The 19,955-nt window shown below is 48.2% G+C and carries 19 protein-coding genes; all 19 read left to right on the forward strand.

What is annotated here, in order from left to right; translation table 11 throughout:
* Positions 1-77 precede the first annotated feature (77 nt).
* The 19 genes from C2M17_RS05635 to C2M17_RS16165 all read left to right on the forward strand — a co-directional run bounded on the left by C2M17_RS05635 (position 78) and on the right by C2M17_RS16165 (position 19,928).
* On the forward strand, positions 78-353 hold the full coding sequence (locus C2M17_RS05635) for a Flp family type IVb pilin (RefSeq protein WP_105199890.1): 276 nt from the start codon (positions 78-80) through the stop codon (positions 351-353).
* A 32-nt stretch (positions 354-385) separates the two neighbouring features.
* A complete protein-coding gene (locus tag C2M17_RS05640) occupies positions 386-694 on the forward strand; it encodes a Flp family type IVb pilin (protein ID WP_442792598.1) in 309 nt (102 codons plus the stop codon).
* A 78-nt stretch (positions 695-772) separates the two neighbouring features.
* Positions 773-2,152, forward strand: coding sequence for a Tad domain-containing protein (locus C2M17_RS05645; protein WP_105199891.1), 1,380 nt, complete (start codon positions 773-775; stop codon positions 2,150-2,152).
* A 2-nt stretch (positions 2,153-2,154) separates the two neighbouring features.
* Positions 2,155-3,057, forward strand: coding sequence for a hypothetical protein (locus C2M17_RS05650; RefSeq protein ID WP_105199892.1), 903 nt, complete (start codon positions 2,155-2,157; stop codon positions 3,055-3,057).
* Positions 3,047-3,721 (forward strand): hypothetical protein, encoded by a 675-nt coding sequence (locus C2M17_RS05655; protein WP_158681460.1) that lies wholly within the window; start codon positions 3,047-3,049, stop codon positions 3,719-3,721. Before C2M17_RS05650 ends, C2M17_RS05655 begins: the two co-directional genes overlap by 11 nt.
* Positions 3,708-3,944, forward strand: coding sequence for a hypothetical protein (locus C2M17_RS05660; protein ID WP_105199894.1), 237 nt, complete (start codon positions 3,708-3,710; stop codon positions 3,942-3,944). The genes C2M17_RS05655 and C2M17_RS05660 overlap by 14 nt, the downstream gene beginning before the upstream one ends.
* A 21-nt stretch (positions 3,945-3,965) precedes the next feature.
* Positions 3,966-4,868 carry a Flp pilus assembly protein CpaB gene (cpaB, locus tag C2M17_RS05665; RefSeq protein ID WP_105199895.1) on the forward strand — a complete coding sequence of 301 codons (903 nt, stop codon included), beginning with the start codon at positions 3,966-3,968 and terminating at the stop codon, positions 4,866-4,868.
* Positions 4,869-4,893: 25 nt separating this feature from the next.
* Complete coding sequence (locus C2M17_RS05670) at positions 4,894-6,189, forward strand: type II and III secretion system protein family protein (RefSeq protein WP_105199896.1); 1,296 nt, start codon at positions 4,894-4,896, stop codon at positions 6,187-6,189.
* 8 nt (positions 6,190-6,197) lie between these two features.
* The gene (locus C2M17_RS05675) at positions 6,198-7,934 is read left to right on the forward strand and encodes an ATPase, T2SS/T4P/T4SS family (RefSeq protein ID WP_105199897.1); all 1,737 of its coding nucleotides are present in this window, start codon (positions 6,198-6,200) and stop codon (positions 7,932-7,934) included.
* Positions 7,927-8,778 (forward strand): type II secretion system F family protein, encoded by an 852-nt coding sequence (locus C2M17_RS05680; protein WP_105199898.1) that lies wholly within the window; start codon positions 7,927-7,929, stop codon positions 8,776-8,778. Before C2M17_RS05675 ends, C2M17_RS05680 begins: the two co-directional genes overlap by 8 nt.
* Before the next feature lie 9 nt (positions 8,779-8,787).
* Positions 8,788-9,651: a type II secretion system F family protein gene (locus C2M17_RS05685; protein ID WP_105199899.1), complete on the forward strand. Its 864-nt coding sequence runs from the start codon at positions 8,788-8,790 to the stop codon at positions 9,649-9,651.
* A gap of 2 nt (positions 9,652-9,653) precedes the next feature.
* The gene (locus C2M17_RS05690; RefSeq protein WP_105199900.1) at positions 9,654-9,992 is read left to right on the forward strand and encodes a DUF192 domain-containing protein; all 339 of its coding nucleotides are present in this window, start codon (positions 9,654-9,656) and stop codon (positions 9,990-9,992) included.
* A 3-nt stretch (positions 9,993-9,995) separates the two neighbouring features.
* On the forward strand, positions 9,996-10,472 hold the full coding sequence (locus tag C2M17_RS05695) for a tetratricopeptide repeat protein (RefSeq protein WP_105199901.1): 477 nt from the start codon (positions 9,996-9,998) through the stop codon (positions 10,470-10,472).
* Between the two features lie 25 nt (positions 10,473-10,497).
* Positions 10,498-11,217, forward strand: a complete 720-nt coding sequence (locus tag C2M17_RS05700; RefSeq protein WP_105199902.1) for a hypothetical protein — start codon at positions 10,498-10,500, stop codon at positions 11,215-11,217.
* A gap of 29 nt (positions 11,218-11,246) precedes the next feature.
* On the forward strand, positions 11,247-15,488 hold the full coding sequence (locus tag C2M17_RS05710; RefSeq protein ID WP_158683982.1) for an IPT/TIG domain-containing protein: 4,242 nt from the start codon (positions 11,247-11,249) through the stop codon (positions 15,486-15,488).
* Between the two features lie 49 nt (positions 15,489-15,537).
* Positions 15,538-15,993 (forward strand): hypothetical protein, encoded by a 456-nt coding sequence (locus tag C2M17_RS05715; protein WP_105199904.1) that lies wholly within the window; start codon positions 15,538-15,540, stop codon positions 15,991-15,993.
* Positions 15,994-16,162: 169 nt separating this feature from the next.
* Positions 16,163-16,606, forward strand: a complete 444-nt coding sequence (locus C2M17_RS05720) for a hypothetical protein (protein WP_105199905.1) — start codon at positions 16,163-16,165, stop codon at positions 16,604-16,606.
* 266 nt (positions 16,607-16,872) lie between these two features.
* On the forward strand, positions 16,873-17,568 hold the full coding sequence (locus C2M17_RS05725; protein ID WP_105199906.1) for a hypothetical protein: 696 nt from the start codon (positions 16,873-16,875) through the stop codon (positions 17,566-17,568).
* Positions 17,569-17,927: 359 nt separating this feature from the next.
* Positions 17,928-19,928 carry a S8 family serine peptidase gene (locus tag C2M17_RS16165; protein ID WP_158683983.1) on the forward strand — a complete coding sequence of 667 codons (2,001 nt, stop codon included), beginning with the start codon at positions 17,928-17,930 and terminating at the stop codon, positions 19,926-19,928.
* Positions 19,929-19,955: the final 27 nt, after the last annotated feature.

Here is a 19,955-nt window from a genome sequence, read left to right on the forward strand (position 1 = left end):
ACTCCAATCGGATGATTGGTCGTTTGTTTTTATTAATCTAGAATGATTTTGTTTTATTAATTATGCATGGAGAGAAAATGAAACAACGTCAATTAGGCCAGGGTATGGTCGAGTACATTATTATTGTTGCTCTTATCGCTGTATCTGCAATCGGTGTATACAGTTTGTTTGGTCAAACAATTCGTAACCAGGTATCAGGCTTGGCGACCGAAGTAGGTGGTCAAAATTCATCTGCACAAATTAAAGCAGCACAGGATTCTGCAAAAGATGCGCAGGATAACGCCGATCAAGAGTACAACCTGGGCAACTACAACGAAGGTGCGGCTCAAGAGAGCGGTGGCTCAGGTAACTAATAACTCCGAACGCTAAACATGGGGAAGTTGTCATGATGCTACAACTACGAAAACAGCTGGGTCAGGGCATGGTTGAGTACATCATCATTGTTGCTTTGATCGCCGTTTCTGCGATTGGTGTTTACAGTCTTTTCGGACAAACCATACGTAATCAGGTGTCAGGCCTGGCGACGGAAGTGGGTGGCCAGAACTCGTCGGCGCAAATTGATGCGGCACAGAGTTCTGCTGATAAGGCAACTACCAATGCCGATAAAGAATATAACCTGGGTAACTACAACGAAGGAGCCGCACAAGAAGGTGGTTCTGGTGGTGGCTCGGGTGGTTCCGGCACCGTAGATTAACCTCGTTTTATTAGCGCTAGGCAATTAAAAGAAATAGGGGGCCTGGCTCCCTATTTCTTTCTTTAAAGGAATTCGATAATGCACAAGGAAAAGGGTCAGTCCCTGGTGTTGGGGCTTATATTTTTATCGATAATCGTCTTATCTTTACTGTACTTATTCAATGTCTCACAGCAGAACTTGCATAAAACCCGGCTCCAAAACTTCTCCGATGCCGCAGCATTAAGCGGGGCTCAGTTATTGGCCCGTGATTTGAACTACAAGGCCTACACCAATCGCGCCATGGTGGCCAATCATGTGTCCGTGGCCCAATACGTGGGCTTAGCGTCTTGGGGCAATATGACCGAAGAAACGACGCGCAATATATCCCGTATTATGTATTTTATCCCCCCGGCGGCTGCCATCGCTTCGGCGATAGAATCGGCCGTGACCCAAATCAATCAGTATATGCAGCCGGTGCTTGAATATGCGGTGATGTTTACCGATGGCGTCAATCGCCTGCTTTCAAGATCGCAACAGCTGATGAGTTCCGCAACCATGGTCGCGGCGGTCGATACCACCAATAAGGTATTAAAAGAAAACAATCAAAACGCCGATATCGATACTATTTCTGCGCTTGGCGTTGCCAATTATGTGGCAAGGGACTGGGTGAGTTTCCAGGGGCGTTTTGACAGGCGAGATAACACCGGCCGTTACGATGACCATTTTAATTTGATCGTCGATTCTCGCGATCCCTTCAGTAAAAAGCGTTCGTTCAATTGGCCTTTTCCTTTTTCGGCTCATTTGTTCCCGGTGAAATATAAAGCCAAGCAGGCGGGTGGAACCGAGCTATTTAACAATGGCGAACGTGACGCGGAAACCTGGAGTGGTATGGATACCTTCAGCTTTCATTTTCATAGATTCAGCTGTAAGCGATTTCGCTGTAAGTGGCGTGGTGGTGAACGCCCGGTAGGTTGGGGCGCAGCTCATGCGGGTGATGATCAGGATACAACGAATTATACCGCGCGCCATTATTATGGCCGCTCTCGGGCCATTAACCGCAAGGCATCGCGTTACGCCTATACCAATGAAAGCGAGATGAATAATGCCTATTCCGGATTGCAGCCCTTTTACGACATTAAACAAAGTCAGAATAAAAACGTGGCGCCAAAATTCACCATCGCTGTGTCGCAAAAGCGAAAAAATATTCGCACCTCGGAGCAGCTAAATATTGGCACTGGCGGACCGGCGCAGACCAACGTCAACTTAGAAGAGCATACAGCCACTCCCGACGGTGAATTGTTAGTGCTCAGTAAGGCGAAAATTTACTATTTTCGTGACCGTGCTCTGTGGGGGCGCTCCGACTCTAAATGGGAATACGGTAACCTATACAACCCATACTGGCAGGTTACCCTGGATGACACCACCAATGGTGAGCGGGGCATGGTTGCTGCGCTCGCCTTTGCGGCGCAGGAGAAATAGTGATGAACAAGCAAGCTGGTCAATCCCTGGTAGAAATGGGCATCTTTGTGGCTTTTATCGTTGCCCCTTTAATGTTACTGGTTCCGTATTTTTCCAAGTTGATTGAGGCCCGTCACTATAACGATATGGCCGCCCGTTATGTTGCCTGGGAACGCACCGTATGGTTTGAACGCGCCCCAGGAAATTGGTCGCGCAGCAGCGGTAATCTGGCCATTAAGAGCACCCCCGACGTGGTTGCTCAGGTACCCCATCGCATTATTAATGGCCATGAGTCGATGATTTTTTCCGACGCCAGCGCGCAGACAAAGAAGTGGCACGAAGATAAGGCGGCGCAGCACTACCGCTTTAATCAAGCCGGCCAGGATGACAGCCAGTTTCTGTTAGCCGACTACAATGACGGCAAGGACCAAAACAATAAGCAATACCTGGTTCATACGCTCAATAATGAGCGCGTGCCAGGCAAAGTCACCTCCTTGCTTAATTCGGCTATGTCGGTATTGAAAATAGGCGGCCTCTCTTTAGAGACCCGAGGCATGTATTCGGGCAGCAGCAAGATTAAGGTAAACAGCCATAAGTTGCTGGAAAACGTCAATGGCGATCTACTCGCCAGTAACACCCAAAATAATAAACGCTTGGGTCAGTTTGAAATAGAAATGGTGTCCAAAAACTACATAGTCGCCGATGGCTGGAATGCCGGCAGCCAAACACACAACAGAAGACGGGTTCAATCCCTGGTGCCGGCGAACCTGTTGAACATATCCTTGTTAAATAATTTACGAAGACTCTTGTCGAATATTCCTATTGCTCGGCCTATTCGCCCAAGTAGCTTGAAACTCGGCCACACGGATGTTGAAAAACTGCCTGCGCACAGAACAGGAAATAACACGGATGCTAATGATGAATAAATCGCTACTTATATCGGCGCTGTTACTTTTCAGTGCCAGCGCCTTTGCAAAGATAGACTTTCCGGAGCAGGCGATGGTCACGACCGTCTCCGATGGCATGTTGGTTAATGGTAAAAAGGTCAAGGCCTGGACATTTTCGGCGCAGCTGTCGAGCACTGACATTGCCGCCTATTACACCCAGCTATGGCAAGGGCGCAGTGATAAGTTCGACGATCAGACGCTTAGTGGCTGGCGGATCATCAACGCCCTCATAGACGATACGCTCTACACAGCTAAAATCCCCGAGTTTAATGCCGAGGACAATCTGACTTATGTCAGCTCGATGCAAGAGCCGGACTCCGAACTGCTGAAATTGGACAGAGCCCTGGAGAATTTCCCCAAGCCCTTGGGCACCTATGTAGTGACAGATGTTAAAGCTAAGGACGGGGTTAAGCTTTCTAACACCTTGTTGATGCGCAATAGCCTGTCTATTGCCGAAAACCTGAATTTCTATGACAGCTATTTTAAAAAGTACGGTTGGGATATAGAGACCTCGGCCTACACCCAAGACCAACAAAGTGGCGTGTTTATGGCCCGTAAAGGTCCGGAGAATATCAACATTACTTTTGATAGAGAGCGTCAGTATTCAATCATTACGGCGGTACGAGTCGATGTACAACTTTAAACGAACTAAGGGGCAGTCAACGGTTGAATACGCCATTGTCACGGCGGCAGTTGCCGGCGCGTTATTGACCCCGGTTCCGCGTTCGGAGCTGATAGAAAACACTTGGCTCAAAGATTATCAGGGCAAAAATGTGATGACTATTCTAAATGACAGGCTCAAGCGCGCATATAACGCCTACAGCTACGCAAAATCTTTGCCACCATTGCCAAAAACAAGTCGGTAGAAAATAACAAGGAAGTAATCGATGAAGAAGCTTAAGTTTCTGGATAAAAACTGGGTGATCCTGCTCATTTCCCTGCTCCTCGGCGGGGTGGCTGCCTGGTCCGTGGGCAACTATATGAAAGCAAAAGAAACGGAAATGCAGGAGCGTTATAGCCGTAACAACATAATAAAAGTGCCGGTGATAGTGGCAACCAGGGAGCTTAATAAGGGCGACATTATTGACCAGTCCGCCGTTGCCGTACGTGAAGTACCACAAGATTATCTGGCGCCAGGCGCTATGCACCCGCGCGACTTTGCCGAAGCCGACGGGCAAATGTTGCTTGACCATGTGGCAAAAGGCCAACCCATTTTACGCTCGTTTTTACCAGGTAAAGGGGTGGAGCAATTTTCTGACATCATAGCCGATGGCCGCCGGGCGGTGACCATCAGTATCGATGAGCGCAATTCAAACGCCGGTATGCTAGTTGCGGGGGATAAGGTTGACCTGTTCTTACTACGCGAAAATAAGGATGAGGCTAGCCGAGAGGCCAGCCGTTTGGATCTCTTGATTGAACGTGTGACCGTACTTGCGACCGGCAAGGTGACCCTGGATAAGCATCGCGAGCTGGTCGACGAGATTTACTCCGATCCGTCCAACTACAGCACGGTCACCTTAGACTTGAGTGCTTATGACGCCGCTCGGGTGACCCTGGCCAAAAAGCATGGCGACTTTGTCGCACTGTTGAGAAACCGCCGCGATGCACTTGAGGTTGAACACCAGTCGGTGAATTCCGATGTTCTTTTTAATAACGGGGGGTCCCAGCGCCAGGTTGAGATCATTATTGGCGGCCAAGGCGCTGTCGCAAATGGCGTACACACCTTGGTCGAAGAGCCGTCACAGTCGCCTTTGGCGCTAGATTACGCATCTAAGAACAAGAACTTATAATTGAAGTACAGATAAGGGAATATTTATGAAGGCGTCACTGAAGACACTTGCAGTCTTGGTATTGTGCTTATATCAAGGTGTGGTGTTCGCTACCGTTCAGACCATTGATATGCAAGTTGGCACCATGGATTTACTGCCAATTGAAAAAGTTAACCGTTTGGCTATTGCCAAGCCCGGCGTGATCAGCGCCAAGGTGCTTGATGATGAGCATGTCTTGGTTATCGCCGAAGGCGAGGGCAATACTGAGCTCCAGGCCTGGGATGGCGTAGGCAATATTATCAAGATTCAGATTAAGGTGTCTGAGTTCAATAGCGACGAGCTTGAAACTCGAGTTCGTGCGCTGCTTAAAGGGATTGATGGCGTTGAGGTGCGACAGGTCGGCTCCCTGATTGTATTAAACGGCGAAGTGGACGAGCCCGAGCTTGAAAAGATCAACACCATAGCGTCGAGCATCCCCAATGTGACCTCGCTGGTTTCGTCCAAGGTGCTGTCGATGCAGCAAATGATCCGTATGGATGTGGACATTGTTGAATTAAGAAAGCGCAACTTAAAAAACCTCGGCGTACGTTGGGATAGCAGTGCCGCAGGCCCGGCGTTTGGCGCTATCAGTAACTGGACCAGCAATGATTTGTTTTCTGTCTCATCCCCCTCGGTGGTCAGTAACTCCATCGTTGACCAACTCGGTGAGACCCTGGTTGGATCAACGAGTTTCGCACATTTTGGCATTGTTTCCGGTTTAACGTCGCAAATTCAGTTGTTATCGGAGCAAGGTGACGCTCGCATGCTGGCACAGCCAACGTTGAGCACCCGAAGCGGTGATAAAGCACGATTTTTGGCCGGCGGTGAAGTACCCATTCCGCTGCTTTCTGCCAATGGTGCCGCGAATGTCGAGTTTAAAGAATATGGCATTAAGTTAGAAATCGAGCCCGTTGCCGATGAGCAGGGCAATATTGTCTCTTTTGTCAGTGCCGAAGTCAGCTCCATAGATCAAGCGGTACAGGTCAATGGCGTTCCGGGTTTTAAAACCCGAGAAACGGAGTCGGTTGTCAATGTTAGCAGTGGCGACACCATAGTTATTTCCGGCTTGGTATCTAGCGAGATGGCCAAAGCGGTAAACAAGGTTCCCTTCCTTGGCTCCATTCCCATCCTGGGGGAGCTGTTTAAGTCTCGCGACTTTACCGACAATAAAACCGAGTTGGTTATTTTAGTCACGCCCAAACTGGTGCCTATCGAAGGGGAAGATCATCAAAATCGCCTCAAACGCGCTCAGGAAATGATTTCCGAAGCCGATAATCTCGAAGCTTTTTATATTCTTGACTAGGAGCCGCTATGTTTGAAGTGATTGTAAACACGGCCAAAGGCACTAAAGTCGGCACCATAAAATGCAATGAGACAACCTGTGTTATAGGTAAGGATAAGCGCCATCCCGTGGTGTTGCATGGCTTTAAGGTGTCCCGTGAACATGCAAAATTGTATTTGCGCGATGACGGCATCTATTTGGAGGACAGGGCGAGTCGAACCGGCACCCTGGTCAATGGCAAAAGCGTTGAATCCGCAGGCCCCTTGCATGTCGATGATGTGATTGAAATTGGCGGTTATCACCTCAGTGTTATTGCCGCAGAGAGCACCAAAAAGACGCAGCAAGAGCCGCAACAAAGTGTGAATACATCAATTCGCCCCGAGCTTGCCGATGCTCCCACCTCAGTTACGCCAAACCCATCCGTAAGTGTCAGTAGCCTAGCCGCTAATGCCTCGGTGGCAGCCAATGACACCGAACAAAAGCGCGAAGAAATAAAGCTGCGCAATACCTGGCGAAAGCAGGTACATAAGGAGTTGATCAAACAAATCGACCTGCGCCGCGTTAATGTCTCGGAAATGTCCGATGATGAGCTGCGTACGCAAAGTAAGGGCTTAATTGATGCCATTATCGACAAGTTTGAATTGCCGGCGACTATTTCCAAAGCATCACTCAGTAAAGAAGTGCTCGACGAGACCATTGGTCTTGGGCCTTTAGAGCGTCTGGTAGCAGATCCGGACGTGTCGGAGATCATGGTCAATTCCCACGATGAAATCTTCTTTGAGAAGGCCGGTAAACTTTATCTTTCGGATATCGCCTTTACCGATGATCAGGCGGTACTCGGCGCCATAGAGCGGATTGTGACGCCGCTGGGGCGACGCATCGATGAAGGTCAGCCCATGGTTGATGCCCGCCTTAAAGACGGCTCCCGGGTGAACGCCATTATTCCTCCTTTGGCGCTAAAAGGACCCTGCATCACCATCCGAAAGTTTATGGCCAATAAGCTAGAGGCCGAAGATCTGGTGCGCTTTGGTTCATTATCGCCGGAAATGGTGCGATTTTTAGAAATGGCCGTGGTCAATAAGCGTAACGTGGTGATCTCAGGCGGAACCGGTTCGGGTAAAACCACCTTGCTAAATGTGTTATCGAATTTTATCCCAGATGATGAGCGCATTATCACGGTGGAGGACGCCGCCGAGCTTAAGCTCTATCAACCTAATCTGGTCTCCCTTGAAGCCAGACCGCCAAACCAGGAGGGTAAAGGTGCCATTGAAATTCGTGACCTGGTTAAAAACTGTTTGCGGATGCGCCCTGACCGCATCGTCGTCGGTGAGTGTCGCGGTGGTGAAGCCCTAGATATGCTCCAAGCCATGAACACAGGTCATGATGGCTCACTAACAACCGCGCACGCCAATACGCCGCGCGATTGTATTTCCCGTTTGGAAGTCATGGTGATGATGGCGGGGATGGACTTACCTATACAGGCGATTCGCGAGCAAATCGGCTCGGCGGTCAACATGATAGTGCAGCAATCTCGCTTTAGCGATGGTTCACGTCGTGTCACTTCAATCTGTGAAATCACCGGCGTTGAGTCCAATACCATACAATTGTCCGAAATTTTTAAGTTTAAACAAACGGGATACAGTGAGTCGGGCAAGGTACTGGGCGAGTATGTCGCCACCGGCATGATCCCTGAGTTTTACGAAAAATTGCGCGAGCAGGGGTTGGATGTGGATCTGGGCATTTTCAAGGTTAGCGGTAATGACTAGTTCACTGATCCTGATGATCTTGGTCGGGGTGTCGGTGGCGCTGCTGGTCTATGGCGGCAACTATATTTCCCGTGACCTTGCGGTTAAATACAGAGAAACCTTTACTCACTCGGCTCGGCACAATCTGTCGGATATGTTCTTGTTTATTGAGCCGCAGAAGCTTTTCGCCATGAACATAGTGGGCATGGTGGTGCTGTTTCTACTTATCTGGGCGTACACGGGCACGATTTTTGTCGCTTTCTTAATGGTGGTGTTGCTGTCGTTTGTGCCGCCGTATTTGTATAAGTTTTTACAAAGGCGCCGACGTAAAAAGTTTATCTCTCAACTGCCGGATGCGCTGAATATGATCTGTGCCTCAATGCGCTCCGGTTCAAGCCTGATCAACTCAATTGAAGCCATGGTTAAGGAACAGGAAGCGCCGATCAGCCAGGAGTTTTCGCTGTTTTTACGTGAGCAACGCCTGGGCGTCGACTTTAACGATGGCTTGAACAATATGCTGGCGCGTATACCCGAGCAGGACTTTAAGTTGGTGGTGGCGGGCATGCAAATTTCTAAGGAAATAGGCGGTAACCTTTCTGAAACCCTGGAGCGTTTAGCGGACACCCTGCGCAAGAAACTGGAAATGGAAGGAAAAATCGATTCTTTGACGGCACAAGGGAAAATGCAAGGGGTGGTGATGACTGGCTTGCCCTTGTTTGTTGGTTTCGTGCTCTATCACATGGAACCCACCCATATGGCGCGCTTGTTCAGTGAGCCAATAGGCTGGTTGGTGTGTTTTGTCGTCGCGGTGATGTTGTTCATCGGTTACAAGTTCATCAAAAAAATCGTCACAATAGATGTATAAGGACAGTACATGTTTATAGGGATAATCGCCTTATTTGGCCTTGCCATTATGATGGGCTGTTACAGCGTTTATGCGATTAAGAAATCCATTCCCGATGAGAATAGGGACTTTATGGATCCATTGCCTTCATCGCTTCGCACCATCTGGCCCTTGGTGCGTATCGCTGCATATTATATTGGTGAGCGTTTACCCGTGGATTATCTGGAAAAGGTTGCCAAAAAACTGCAGGTGTCAGGCGTATCCTATATTTTGACGCCGGAAGAGTATGTGGGTGTGCGCGTCGTTTCCGCCGTGTTCTTCACCTTACTGGCTTATGCGGGGATGGCGCTGCTTGGGCCTATCGACCCATTAAACCTGTTGATTGCCGCCGTTTTTGGCTCTTTTCTTCCGCTTATTACCCTAAATGATCTTAAAAAGAAGCGACATATGCAGATCTCGAAGGCACTGCCCGTGTATCTGGATTTTATCACCATGGCGGTGGAAGCCGGTTTGAACCTGACCGGAGGCTTGGCACAGGCCGTTGATAAGGGTCCCGAGGGGCCACTTAAGGTCGAGTTTGAAAAGGTGATCCGCGATCTGCGCGCCGGGGTAACGAAAATCGATGCCTTTAGAGCCATGGCCGAGCGGGTGCAAACATCGGATATCAATAATCTTGTTAGTGCCTTAGCGCAAGCCGAGCGCACCGGCGCCAGCCTAGGTGGGGCGTTGAGGATTCAGGCCGATCAAAGGCGAGTGGAGCGCTTTCAGCGTGCGGAGAAAAAAGCATTGGAAGCGCCTATCAAGCTTATCTTCCCGTTAGTGGCCTTTATATTCCCCGTGACCTTTATCATCTTGTTTTTCCCAATTGTGATGAAGTTTATCTACGAGTTATAGCCATGAAATCAGTATTCATACCCATAGAAGGAAAAGGTGAGTTAGAGCTGTTTATTGCCAATAGCTGGTGGCTGCGCTTTAGAGGTTTACTGGGCAGGGTCATCAAGCCAAACCAGGCCTTACTCATTACTCCGTGCAGCTCTATTCACACCATGTGGATGAACTACAGCATAGATGTTTTGTATTTAGATAAAGAAAAACGAATCGTAGCAATAAAAAGAGATTTAAAACCCTGGAAATTTAGTGCCTGTTCCGAGGCTTATAACCTGATTGAGTTATTGTCAGGGCAGGTGGATTACTGGGGTTTTAAGGAAGGAAATATCATTGAGATATCGGGGTAAATAATGAGGTTCTATTTAGTTTTACTATGCGCCTGTTTGCTGCTGACTGGTTGTGCAAGTTCTCAAAGCAAGGGTGACGCCGAGAAGCTAAACCTAGTGCAGCTGGAAAATCAAGCGGAAACGGCCTACGTCGCCGGTCATTTAGATATGGCTGAGGGCATGTACAGACAATTACTTACGGTGAAAGAAAGTTATGCTCCGGCATGGTTCCGTCTTGGCAATATCTATGCCCGAACTAACCGTCTAAATGCCGCCGTGAGTGCGTATCAGCGCTGTATCCAAATTGATAATGAGCATGAAAAAGCCTGGTTCAATTTGGCGGTTACGCGCATGCGCCAATCCACCAATGTGATTATACAAGCGCAAGAGCATGTAAGCGGTGACAGCCAGATCAAAGCGCAAATGGACGAACTTTTTATACAACTAATGAAATTGCAGACAGGGAAGGCAGACAATGGGAAGGCGCACACAGATACCTAGTATCAGAGCCGTTCAAGGGCAGGCCATGGCGGAGTTCTCAATATCTCTGCCTTTTTTAGCGCCTTTTATTCTGGTGCTGATCATGCTGTTGGTGCAGTGGCTTTTCATTTACAAAGAAAAAGTGACCCTAAATGGTGCTGTGTTTGAAGCCGTTCGTGCCGGTGCTCTGAACCATGGCAGTACCGATGCAATGAAAGACGCATTGGCGCAAGGCATGTTGCCTTTATTTATGCAAGCCGATACCGATGCCCCCGGCGCCGCCGATGTAGCCACAGCCTATGCAAAGGCGAAGGCATACACGGAAGTTGGCTCGGACATTATTATTTTAAACCCCACGCCCGCTGTTTTTAATAAATTCAAGCAACAGCGCGAATATAAAGGGGTTGGCAAACTTTATGAAATACCTAACGACAACCTGATGTATCGCAGTAGTGCAGCAGTGAGGGTGTTCGATGATGTAAAAATCAATATTCAGGACGCGAATTTATTACAGATAGAGGTTAATTGGTGTAAGCGCTTGGAGGTGCCTATTGCCAATTGGGTTATCGGCGAAATCTTGACATTGAAAAATGTCGACCCCAATCCGCTATCGGATAATTACGTAAATTATATTCCAGGAAAAGAACAATTAAAGTGCAATGCCCTGGGAGCCGCCGCAGGAAATGCGCAAAGCGGCCAAACAGATTACTACATAACTCTTAAGTCCTATGCGTTAATTCGAATGCAATCGCCGTTTCGAATGTAATGGAATTCAATTTTAAAAGGGTAAGGATAATGAACGCAAAACAACTTCTCGCCATTCTCTTGGCAGGAACCATGAGCTTGACGCTCGCTGGGTGTAATGAATCACTCGATGAATCGACTCCTACTGAACAACCAGATTCCGGCTCGGGCGACGGCTCGGGCGACGGCACCGGTGACGGTTCCGGCGATGGTTCGGGTGATGGCTCAGGCGATGGCTCGGGCGATGGCACAGGCGATGGCACAGGCGAAGACGAGCCGCCGGTAGGCACCTGGGAAAATCAAGACGAGGATAAGGATGGTGTGTTAGATGCCGATGATGATTATCCTTTTGATCCAGGCAAAAGTACGTATCCCGTGTATGAGGAAGAAGAGCCAAACGATAACCCCTCGGTGGCGACGCCAGTAGAACTTGAGCAGGGTTTTAGGGTAAAGGGCACCATCTCTTCGCGCACGGATAAAGGGGATCTGTTCGGCTTTGATGTTGATGAGGTCACCCTGATAACGGCGGTATTTGAGAGTCCGGCTGAGCGCTTTAGTCCTCAGGTCTATATGTCAAACTCCGAAGGGCAGGTAATAGACAGTTTTGTGCTCAATGAATTTACCAAGGGTGGCAAACATATTGTTAATTTCCAACTGTTTGAGCCTGGTCGCTATCAACTGAGTGTGATGGATAATAACTATGCCGGTGGAACGGATCTCACCTATGAAGTCGTGGTTTTTCATGATCAAGATGTAGATGCCTTTGATGATGCTAAAGAGCGTGCCTTTGCCAGTGACTTGATAAAAAACGACCAAGATGAAGACGGTATTTTGGACGGTCTGGAGTTCACCTTACTCTACACCACGGAGCACATTGATTTTGACGAAGACGGCTTGGCTAACTGGCAAGATACGGACTCGGATGGCGATTCTTTTTCAGATAAAATCGAAGGGATTGAAGACCTAAATGGTGATGGCTTTGCCAATTATCTCGACCGCGACGCCGATGGCAATACCATAGATGACAAGATAGAAAGTGGTGACCCTCTGGCTCCAAACGATTTTGATAATGACAATATTATCGATCACCTGGACTTAGATGATGATGGCGATGGTATCTTTGATATCAACGATATGAATCGCCTAAAGCAGGCACAACGCGTTGTTCCAAGCAGCCCTGATGATTTCTCTATTGAGTGGCTATACAACCTGCATAATGCCGCGTTTACCGTGCGTTCCTTTGTGCGCGCCGGCGACCCCGCCGAGCTAGTGGTACGCAATTTACCCCAAGAGCAAAACCTGGTTGTTGTTTACACCATTAATGGTCAGGTGTTTAACAGTCTCCCTGCGATAACAGAGGTAGTCGACAATGAAACGCGTCTGTCATTGGCATTACCAAATCTGGTTGGCACAGGCTCGATTAAGCTGGCTTTTGGTGAAAAAATCTCAGACGAGCTGCCTATCGAGATAGTGGCACCAGAAAGACCCTTAATCCATAGCGGCCCATCGAGCTTCCAAGTCGGTGACACCATCACCCTCAAGGGAGATAATTTTGACCTAGACGATACCGCCGTCGTTTTCCAAGGCACACCCGTGATGCCCTCGGTAAATAATGGCAGTGAGATAGTGGTAGAAGTTCCTGAGGGTATAGCCGCAGGGCGGTATTGGGTGGCCAACGCCGAAGGTAGCAGTAATGAAATGAGCTACTTCTTGGAGCAAAATATTGCCTATAGTGTCGCTGTTGCCGGAGCAAGCCCCATTCACTCTATTGGTGGCATAGTGCCTAGCCATGCGACTGAAGTTTCAGGAAACACAGTGCAGTTTAAAAAGCTAGGTAACAGCGCCGAGGTTCTCTACTCGTTCGTGTTGAACAGTAATGGCCAGCCAGAAATGTATCTTAGCTCCATAATTGGAGCGGGCGAACAGCAGGTTGAATTTAGCTATCATTCTACCGCTATTGCGAACATGGCTTCACACCTGATTTTTTTCATTGAAAGTAAAGGCATGAGCCTTGAAGAGGCCGCGGCTCTTATTGTCCAAAGCCCAGAGTTTGCCAATTACTTACAAGAAGTCACGGATGCACTTGAAGCCGATAAGGGGTTCTTCTCATTCTTAAATGCACGTCAAGGCAGCGCTGAGTTATTGAGTAAATACAGCGAGCATTTTAAGGCGTATCTCGATAATAGCCATAATCAGGGGGGCCTTGAGAGCCTTCAATTTAGTCCTGCTAAATATTCAATGGCGCGCGCAATGCGGGGTGTCCAGTTAAACTCAGCGTCGACGGCACAGGTAGATACCGACATAGAGCCCAGTATTGTGTCTTATCCTGAAACCAATGGTACCTGGGATCTGTTCGATATGAGTATGGAAGCCACTAGGTTTTTAGACAACTCTGTGGAGCTTGCCAATAAATGTGGTGAAGGTGTCGATCCCAAATGGTACGAGGTACTTGGCTATGATGGTTGCGTTCGTTTAGAAAACCGCAGTCAGTTGTATCTAAGTTACCGAGTTTATGAAGTGGATCCGGCAACGGGCGAAATCCCGGCTGAGGCCATCAACTCGCCCTTAGCGGAACACATAGATACGCCGTATCATACCGCCATGGCATCTCCTACCTCTGGCACCTTCCTGGTGTTTGAGTTTTGGTCTAACGATAAATTGATAGATACATGTGTCTACAAAGATTGTGCCTATCTGATCCTAACGCCAGGTGTGGACGGTATTTTTGGTCCGACGCCATTTAATCTAACGGGGACAGAAAGCCATAACCAAATTGCGCAAAAAGCAAGACGCATGCTCACCATTCGCACCATTATCGATAATATCATCATTCGATTTTATTCAATCTTATTTGATGCCGCAGGCCTTAATATAGATAAGGGAGCGCTTAAAAAGCCGGAACAAGCTCGCGCCGTTATTAAGGCCGTGTATGAGTATATGCCAGCGCTTACTGCCGAAGTGGAGAAACTGGCGAGTAAAGAAAAGGTCACCGAACAAGAGTGGGTCGACCTAAGTCAGGCGATAGGGCTTGAAATCTATAACAAAGAAATTAAACCCATAATGACGGATCTGAGTAACTTCCCAAATATCAAACTCGGTCCTGCAACAACCGCATTATTAAAGGTCTTCGCTTATGATCAGGCTGACTTTATCCAAGCCCTGGGTCAAAAACTGGCGAAAAAGTTAATTCCAGGCTTTGGTGCCGTAGAGACGGCCTATGAAGCAAGTCAATTGGCGACGGCCATGGTGGATATGGGTAAAACCATTAAAGATCTAGCCACGGTACCGAGCAAACTGGATTATGTTGTTTCCTGGGGATTACAACTGGCCGATATCACCCCAAGAAGTATCCAGCAAAATGGCCAAACCAAAACCTTTACTCTGGTTGGCAGTGGCATGGCCATTCAAAAAGGCGTCTTCAGTGATGATAAACCTAAAGTCATAGTGATTGATTCGCAAACCAAGGCGGAGCTCGATGTCACCTTCCTAGGCGTTAACAAGCAAGGTACTGAGCTGGAATTTATGCTTTCGAACATTAGCCAGATAGACGCTGCTAAGGGGCCGTTGGATGTTTATGTAGAGCACCGTGATGATAAGGCTAAGTTACCCTATCAAATACTGGTAGGAACCGAACTAATGATTTCTGCCCTTACCCCGAATCGCGCAAAAGCGGGTGAGCAGATCACCATCAGCGGGATTGGTTTTAGTGAACAGCTAGTGGGCAATATCGTGCGCTTTGTCAGTGGTTCCGGTGAGGTGAAGCGAGCGAGTGTCACCGCAGCGACCACGGAATCCCTTACGGTTACCGTACCGGACTCGCCGGGTGCCGGGTATGTCACAGTGGAGGTCGGCGGCGAGGTGAGTAATCAGCTGCCATTCTTTGGCCCGGGACAGGTGAATATCACCTTTGGTGATAACGGTAACTTTAATGACGACGTTTATAAACTGGCCGTAAATGGCAAGGTTATTTATGAAAATGGTACGCCAAAACGAAAGGTGGGCCCCTTGGCCATTGCCTTGGATGAGGGTGAGCACACAGTGGAGTTAACCGGTATTCGTGCCGATGATGGTATAGGCACCTATTATATTGAGTTTGCCGGGGATGTTGTAAATGTCAGCGGTGATGCGCAATCGGGTCGGGATCTTTGCCCCGAAGTGGTCAAGACATTTACCATCACAGTCGGCCCAAGTGGCGCCAATTCAGTGCCAAGTCAGCGTAGCTATGTTATTGATCCCCTGTCTATTTTACAGGAAGAAAGTAGTTCTTCACCCAGTGAGTGTGCGAGTCAATAACTACAAACACTAGATGGCCCTGACTACAGGGCCTTTTTAAGGAGAAAATATGAAGTTATCACCTTTGCTAATCGCAGCATCCATCCTCTCTTATAATGTCAGTGCAGCAGACTACAGTGTGCCAATTGAAAACTGCGTAAAAGCAGCCGAGGCAGTCAAAAATAATGATGCAGCCTTGTTAAAGCCGCTGGTGAGAGATTTGAATCCAGAAGAAGAAAAGGCCATGACGCCGTATCTTGCGAAAATCCACACCTATTACACCAAGGGTAGCTATCAGGGTATTAGAAATTTTCGTACCAAAGACGTACAAGTGATCGAAAATGCCAAAGCCAGCATCTATCAAGATACGCGCGAAAATGCAGAAAAGTACGATTACGACGAAGAGATTTGGGTCAATTATTCGTTTGATACCAGCCGCGTCGATAAAAAGGATGCTGTTAAAAGCGGGCAGTGTAAGTTTGCGCAAATCGGTGGCCGTTGGGTCATGATGAATGTCTTAAATTAACTGTTAATTCAATTATGAAGCTTGAACTTACCGATCCTGTGTGGTTTTCCTACGTCCATTTTAAAGGGCAAAAGGGCGGCTTAAAATAAGCCGCGAGCTTGATGCTTGGTATTATTTTTTCATTTTTTTTAGTTTTTATTCATTTGAATATATAAGCATGGAGCAATAGATGAATACACTTCGACTCAGCCTTGTTGCGCTTTTACCTTTGAGCCTGAGCCTGGCCGCCCAAGACAGTACCAATGTGGAGTTTGCAGCCGAAAATAATCAAGCCGACATCTTTATTGAAAAGTGCCATGTGTGGCGAAATGCCATGCGCGACAATGATATGGATTTAATGTGGACCTTTGTTGAAGAAAAGTTCAAAGGAACCCTTAAGCCAAAAATGGCGCAAAAGCTTAAGAAAGTCGCTGCCAAGCATAGAGGCTACTTAGATGAGGCCGGAGCATATGTGCAGCGCTCGGTGTCCTTGTCTCAGGAGACGCCAAGTGATACCGCCCAAGTTATTGTGAAGTGGGATAATAATGGCGCTGGAAATAGGAATATCGGTTATGTGGAGAGCTGTGTTTTTGAGCAATTGCCAGGCACCACAAAGTGGGTACTTGATATATAGAAAATAGTGCTAAGGGGACGTCGCTCTTCTTACTTAGCATATGCATAAAACCGGCGTATGTTTTGCTTTTCTTGGGAGTATCGTTACATCATCCATAAAGTATTTTTAACCGAGTGAATCCCTTGAGAATGATTCACTGCATTGAGATTAAGGAAGAAGTATGAGGACAATTAACTTATTGGGGGTAAAAGCGGGCAGTGTAAGTTTGCGCAAATCGGTGGCCGTTGGGTCATGATGAATGTCTTAAATTAACTGTTAATTCAATTATGAAGCTTGAACTCACCGATCCTGTGTGGTTTTCCTACGTCCATTTTAAAGGGCAAAAGGGGCTTTCCCCGCACAGTGTTATTAAGCTGCCATTACTCAAACTGCTGGCAACGCTGTCGCCAAAAAAGGAATGGCTGTTTGCCCTTATGGTACTGGCGTTAGCGCCGCTGCCTTTTATCCTTGAGCCTTTTTTTGATCCTAGGGCATTTGTATTTATCTATTTTCCGGCCTTAGTTGGCGTCTTGGTGCTTAAGCGCATTGTCTTTTGGCGCACCTTTGGCGCCGATAAGAAAAAGTTGATGACTTTGAGTGCCGAGCAAATTGAGATAAGCCCATTGGCATGTGCTCAGTTAAGTAAAACGGCCGTTTTATCTCGCCAGGATATTGCCAAGGTAAAGGTTTACTACACCTTGACTCACGACCATGATGTGGGCAGCTCTGGGGCGAGGTCCTCGGTGAATCAGCTAGCCTTAGTGCTTAAGGATCAAAGTGAGTATAAATTAAATGGCTATCGCATTGGTCTGGCTAATGTGCTCTATTTACTGGTTTATTTTGACTATCCTTTGGAGTTTAGTAAGCAGTCATTAGCCCATGTACCAGGGCATCTGTGGCCTCTGACTTTACGGCTAATCCCCATCTGTGCCAACGTCCCGGCACTGGGGCAGACGCTATTTGCGTTAAAAAGCGTATTTTAGCCGGTCATTACTGAATATTCACAAGGACGTGAATAGGCCACCGATACCCCATAGACATTCCATTGCAATATGGTTTTTCTGATTTAGGTTCTGGTACTTTTTTGCGTACTGATCGGTTGCTAATCTGAACGTCTTTTCCTTCTGCCCCCCGCCTTAGTTCCTAAAAAAAGAACAATTTATACGCCGATTTCTTTCGCCTATAAAATCGCCTGCTATACTCTGTTCGATATTTGTTCACTTTATATTAACAAAAAGCCGTAAACATAAGTGGCGAATAGCAGGGTTGAGTTAGCGCAAGAGGTTCCAGTTAACCCGGCCCGATGAAGGAAAACTTATAAATCTATCTTAGGAATCCATCTATGCTGAAAATAAAACGACCCCTGGTTGTGTCTGCAGTACTGTCTGCGTTATCACTTGCAGGCACCGCACAGGCGGCCAATGAAGAGCAACGCTACATAGTAAAATTCAAACCAGGTCAAAAAGCCTCGGTAATGACGGCGCTAAGCAATAGTCGAGGTAAGGTTGAGCGTGAACTCGACAAGCATCAACTCGTTGCCGTTACGCTTCCTGCGCAAGCGGCTAAACAATTTAAGAGCAGAAAAGACATAGAGTTTATCGAGGTCGATCAAAAGCGCTATTTGATGGCCGAAAGCACACCCTATGGCATTTCTATGGTTCAGGCGGATCAAGTCAGTGATGCCCTTACCGGAAATATGAAGGTCTGTATCATGGACACCGGCTATGACCTTGGCCATGAAGACCTGCCCACTACTGGGGTAACCGGGGATGATGGGTACGATAACTATAATTCCGGCAACTGGTATGAGGATGGTCATGGCCACGGCACCCATGTCTCGGGCACCATAGCTGCTCTAGGCGGTAATGGCACCGGGGTTGTGGGTGTGAACCCCAGCGGTAATTTAAGCCTGCATATGGTCAAGGTATTCAATAGTAACGGCCAATGGGCTTATGGCTCGGATCTGGTCGCAGCGGTCGATCAATGTATGGCGGCCGGCGCCAAGGTGATCAGCATGAGTTTGGGTGGCAGCGGCTCAAGCAGTGCCGAGCAAGCGGCATTTGATAATGCCCACGCCAATGGTCTGCTTTCTATCGCTGCGGCAGGTAATGACGGTAACAGCAGCATGTCTTATCCGGCCTCTTACGATTCCGTGATGTCGGTTGCTGCGGTGGACTCTAACGGTAATAAAGCCAACTTCTCCCAATACAACAGCCAGGTGGAGATCGCCGCGCCCGGTGTGGCAGTTAATTCAACCTTGCCGAATAACAGTTATGCGGCCTGGAGTGGCACGTCTATGGCCACCCCTCATGTGGCTGGCGTCGCCGCGCTGGTATGGAGCCATTATCCAAGTTGTAGCAACGATCAGGTGCGTACCGCCATGGCACTGTCAGCAGAAGACCGTGGCAGCGCAGGAAGAGATAACAATTATGGCTGGGGCATAGTCAAGGCTAAGGCGATGTTTGACCTGTTTGCCGATGGCTGTGACGTTGGCAATCTCCCTGAGCCTCCAGAGCCGGAAGATTTAGTTAACGGCGTGCCGGTAGAGAATCTTGCTGGAGCCAGCGGTGATGCATTTGAATACAAGATGGCCGTGCCCTCTGGCGCTTCCAACCTGGTGTTCGATATGTCCGGTGGCAGCGGTGATGCCGATCTCTATGTTAAGTTTGGCTCTAAGCCTACCGCCAGCAGTTACGATTGTCGTCCGTATTCAAGTGGTAACAATGAAAGCTGTAGCTTTACCTCGCCACAGACAGGCAACTATTACGTAATGGTACTGGGTTACAGCAGCTTCTCCGGCGTGTCTCTGGTCGGTAACTATGATGGCGGCGGCACGCCCAATACGCCGCCAACCAGTGAGTTCAGCTACAGCTGCACGGATCTGAGCTGTGATTTTGACGCCAGCCTTAGCTCCGACAGCGATGGCAGCATCAGCAGCTACAGCTGGGACTTTGGTGATGGTAGCACGGCCAGTGGCCAGGCGACCTCCCACAATTACAGCGCCGATGGCAGCTATAATGTGACACTGACAGTGACGGATAATGATGGCGCGTCGGATAGCAGCACGCAAGTTGTCACCGTCACCGGCGGCGCTACCAGCGACATTACCTTGCAGGCATCCGGTTATGCCTCCAGAGGCACGCGTTATGTGGATTTAACCTGGAGCAATGCAAACGGCAGTAATGTGGATGTGTATCGCACTAAAAACCGCGACACGGTAACCTTTACCACGGCCAATGATGGCGCCTATACCGACTCCTTCGGTGGCGGTGGCTCTTTCGTCTACAAGGTTTGCGAGTCCGGTACGCAAAACTGTTCACCGGAAGTAACGGTTAATTTCTAATTGAATTTAAGCCTTACAAATAAAAAA

Source organism: Pseudoalteromonas sp. T1lg10 (genome assembly GCF_002964545.1).
Taxonomy (GTDB): Bacteria; Pseudomonadota; Gammaproteobacteria; order Enterobacterales; family Alteromonadaceae; genus Pseudoalteromonas.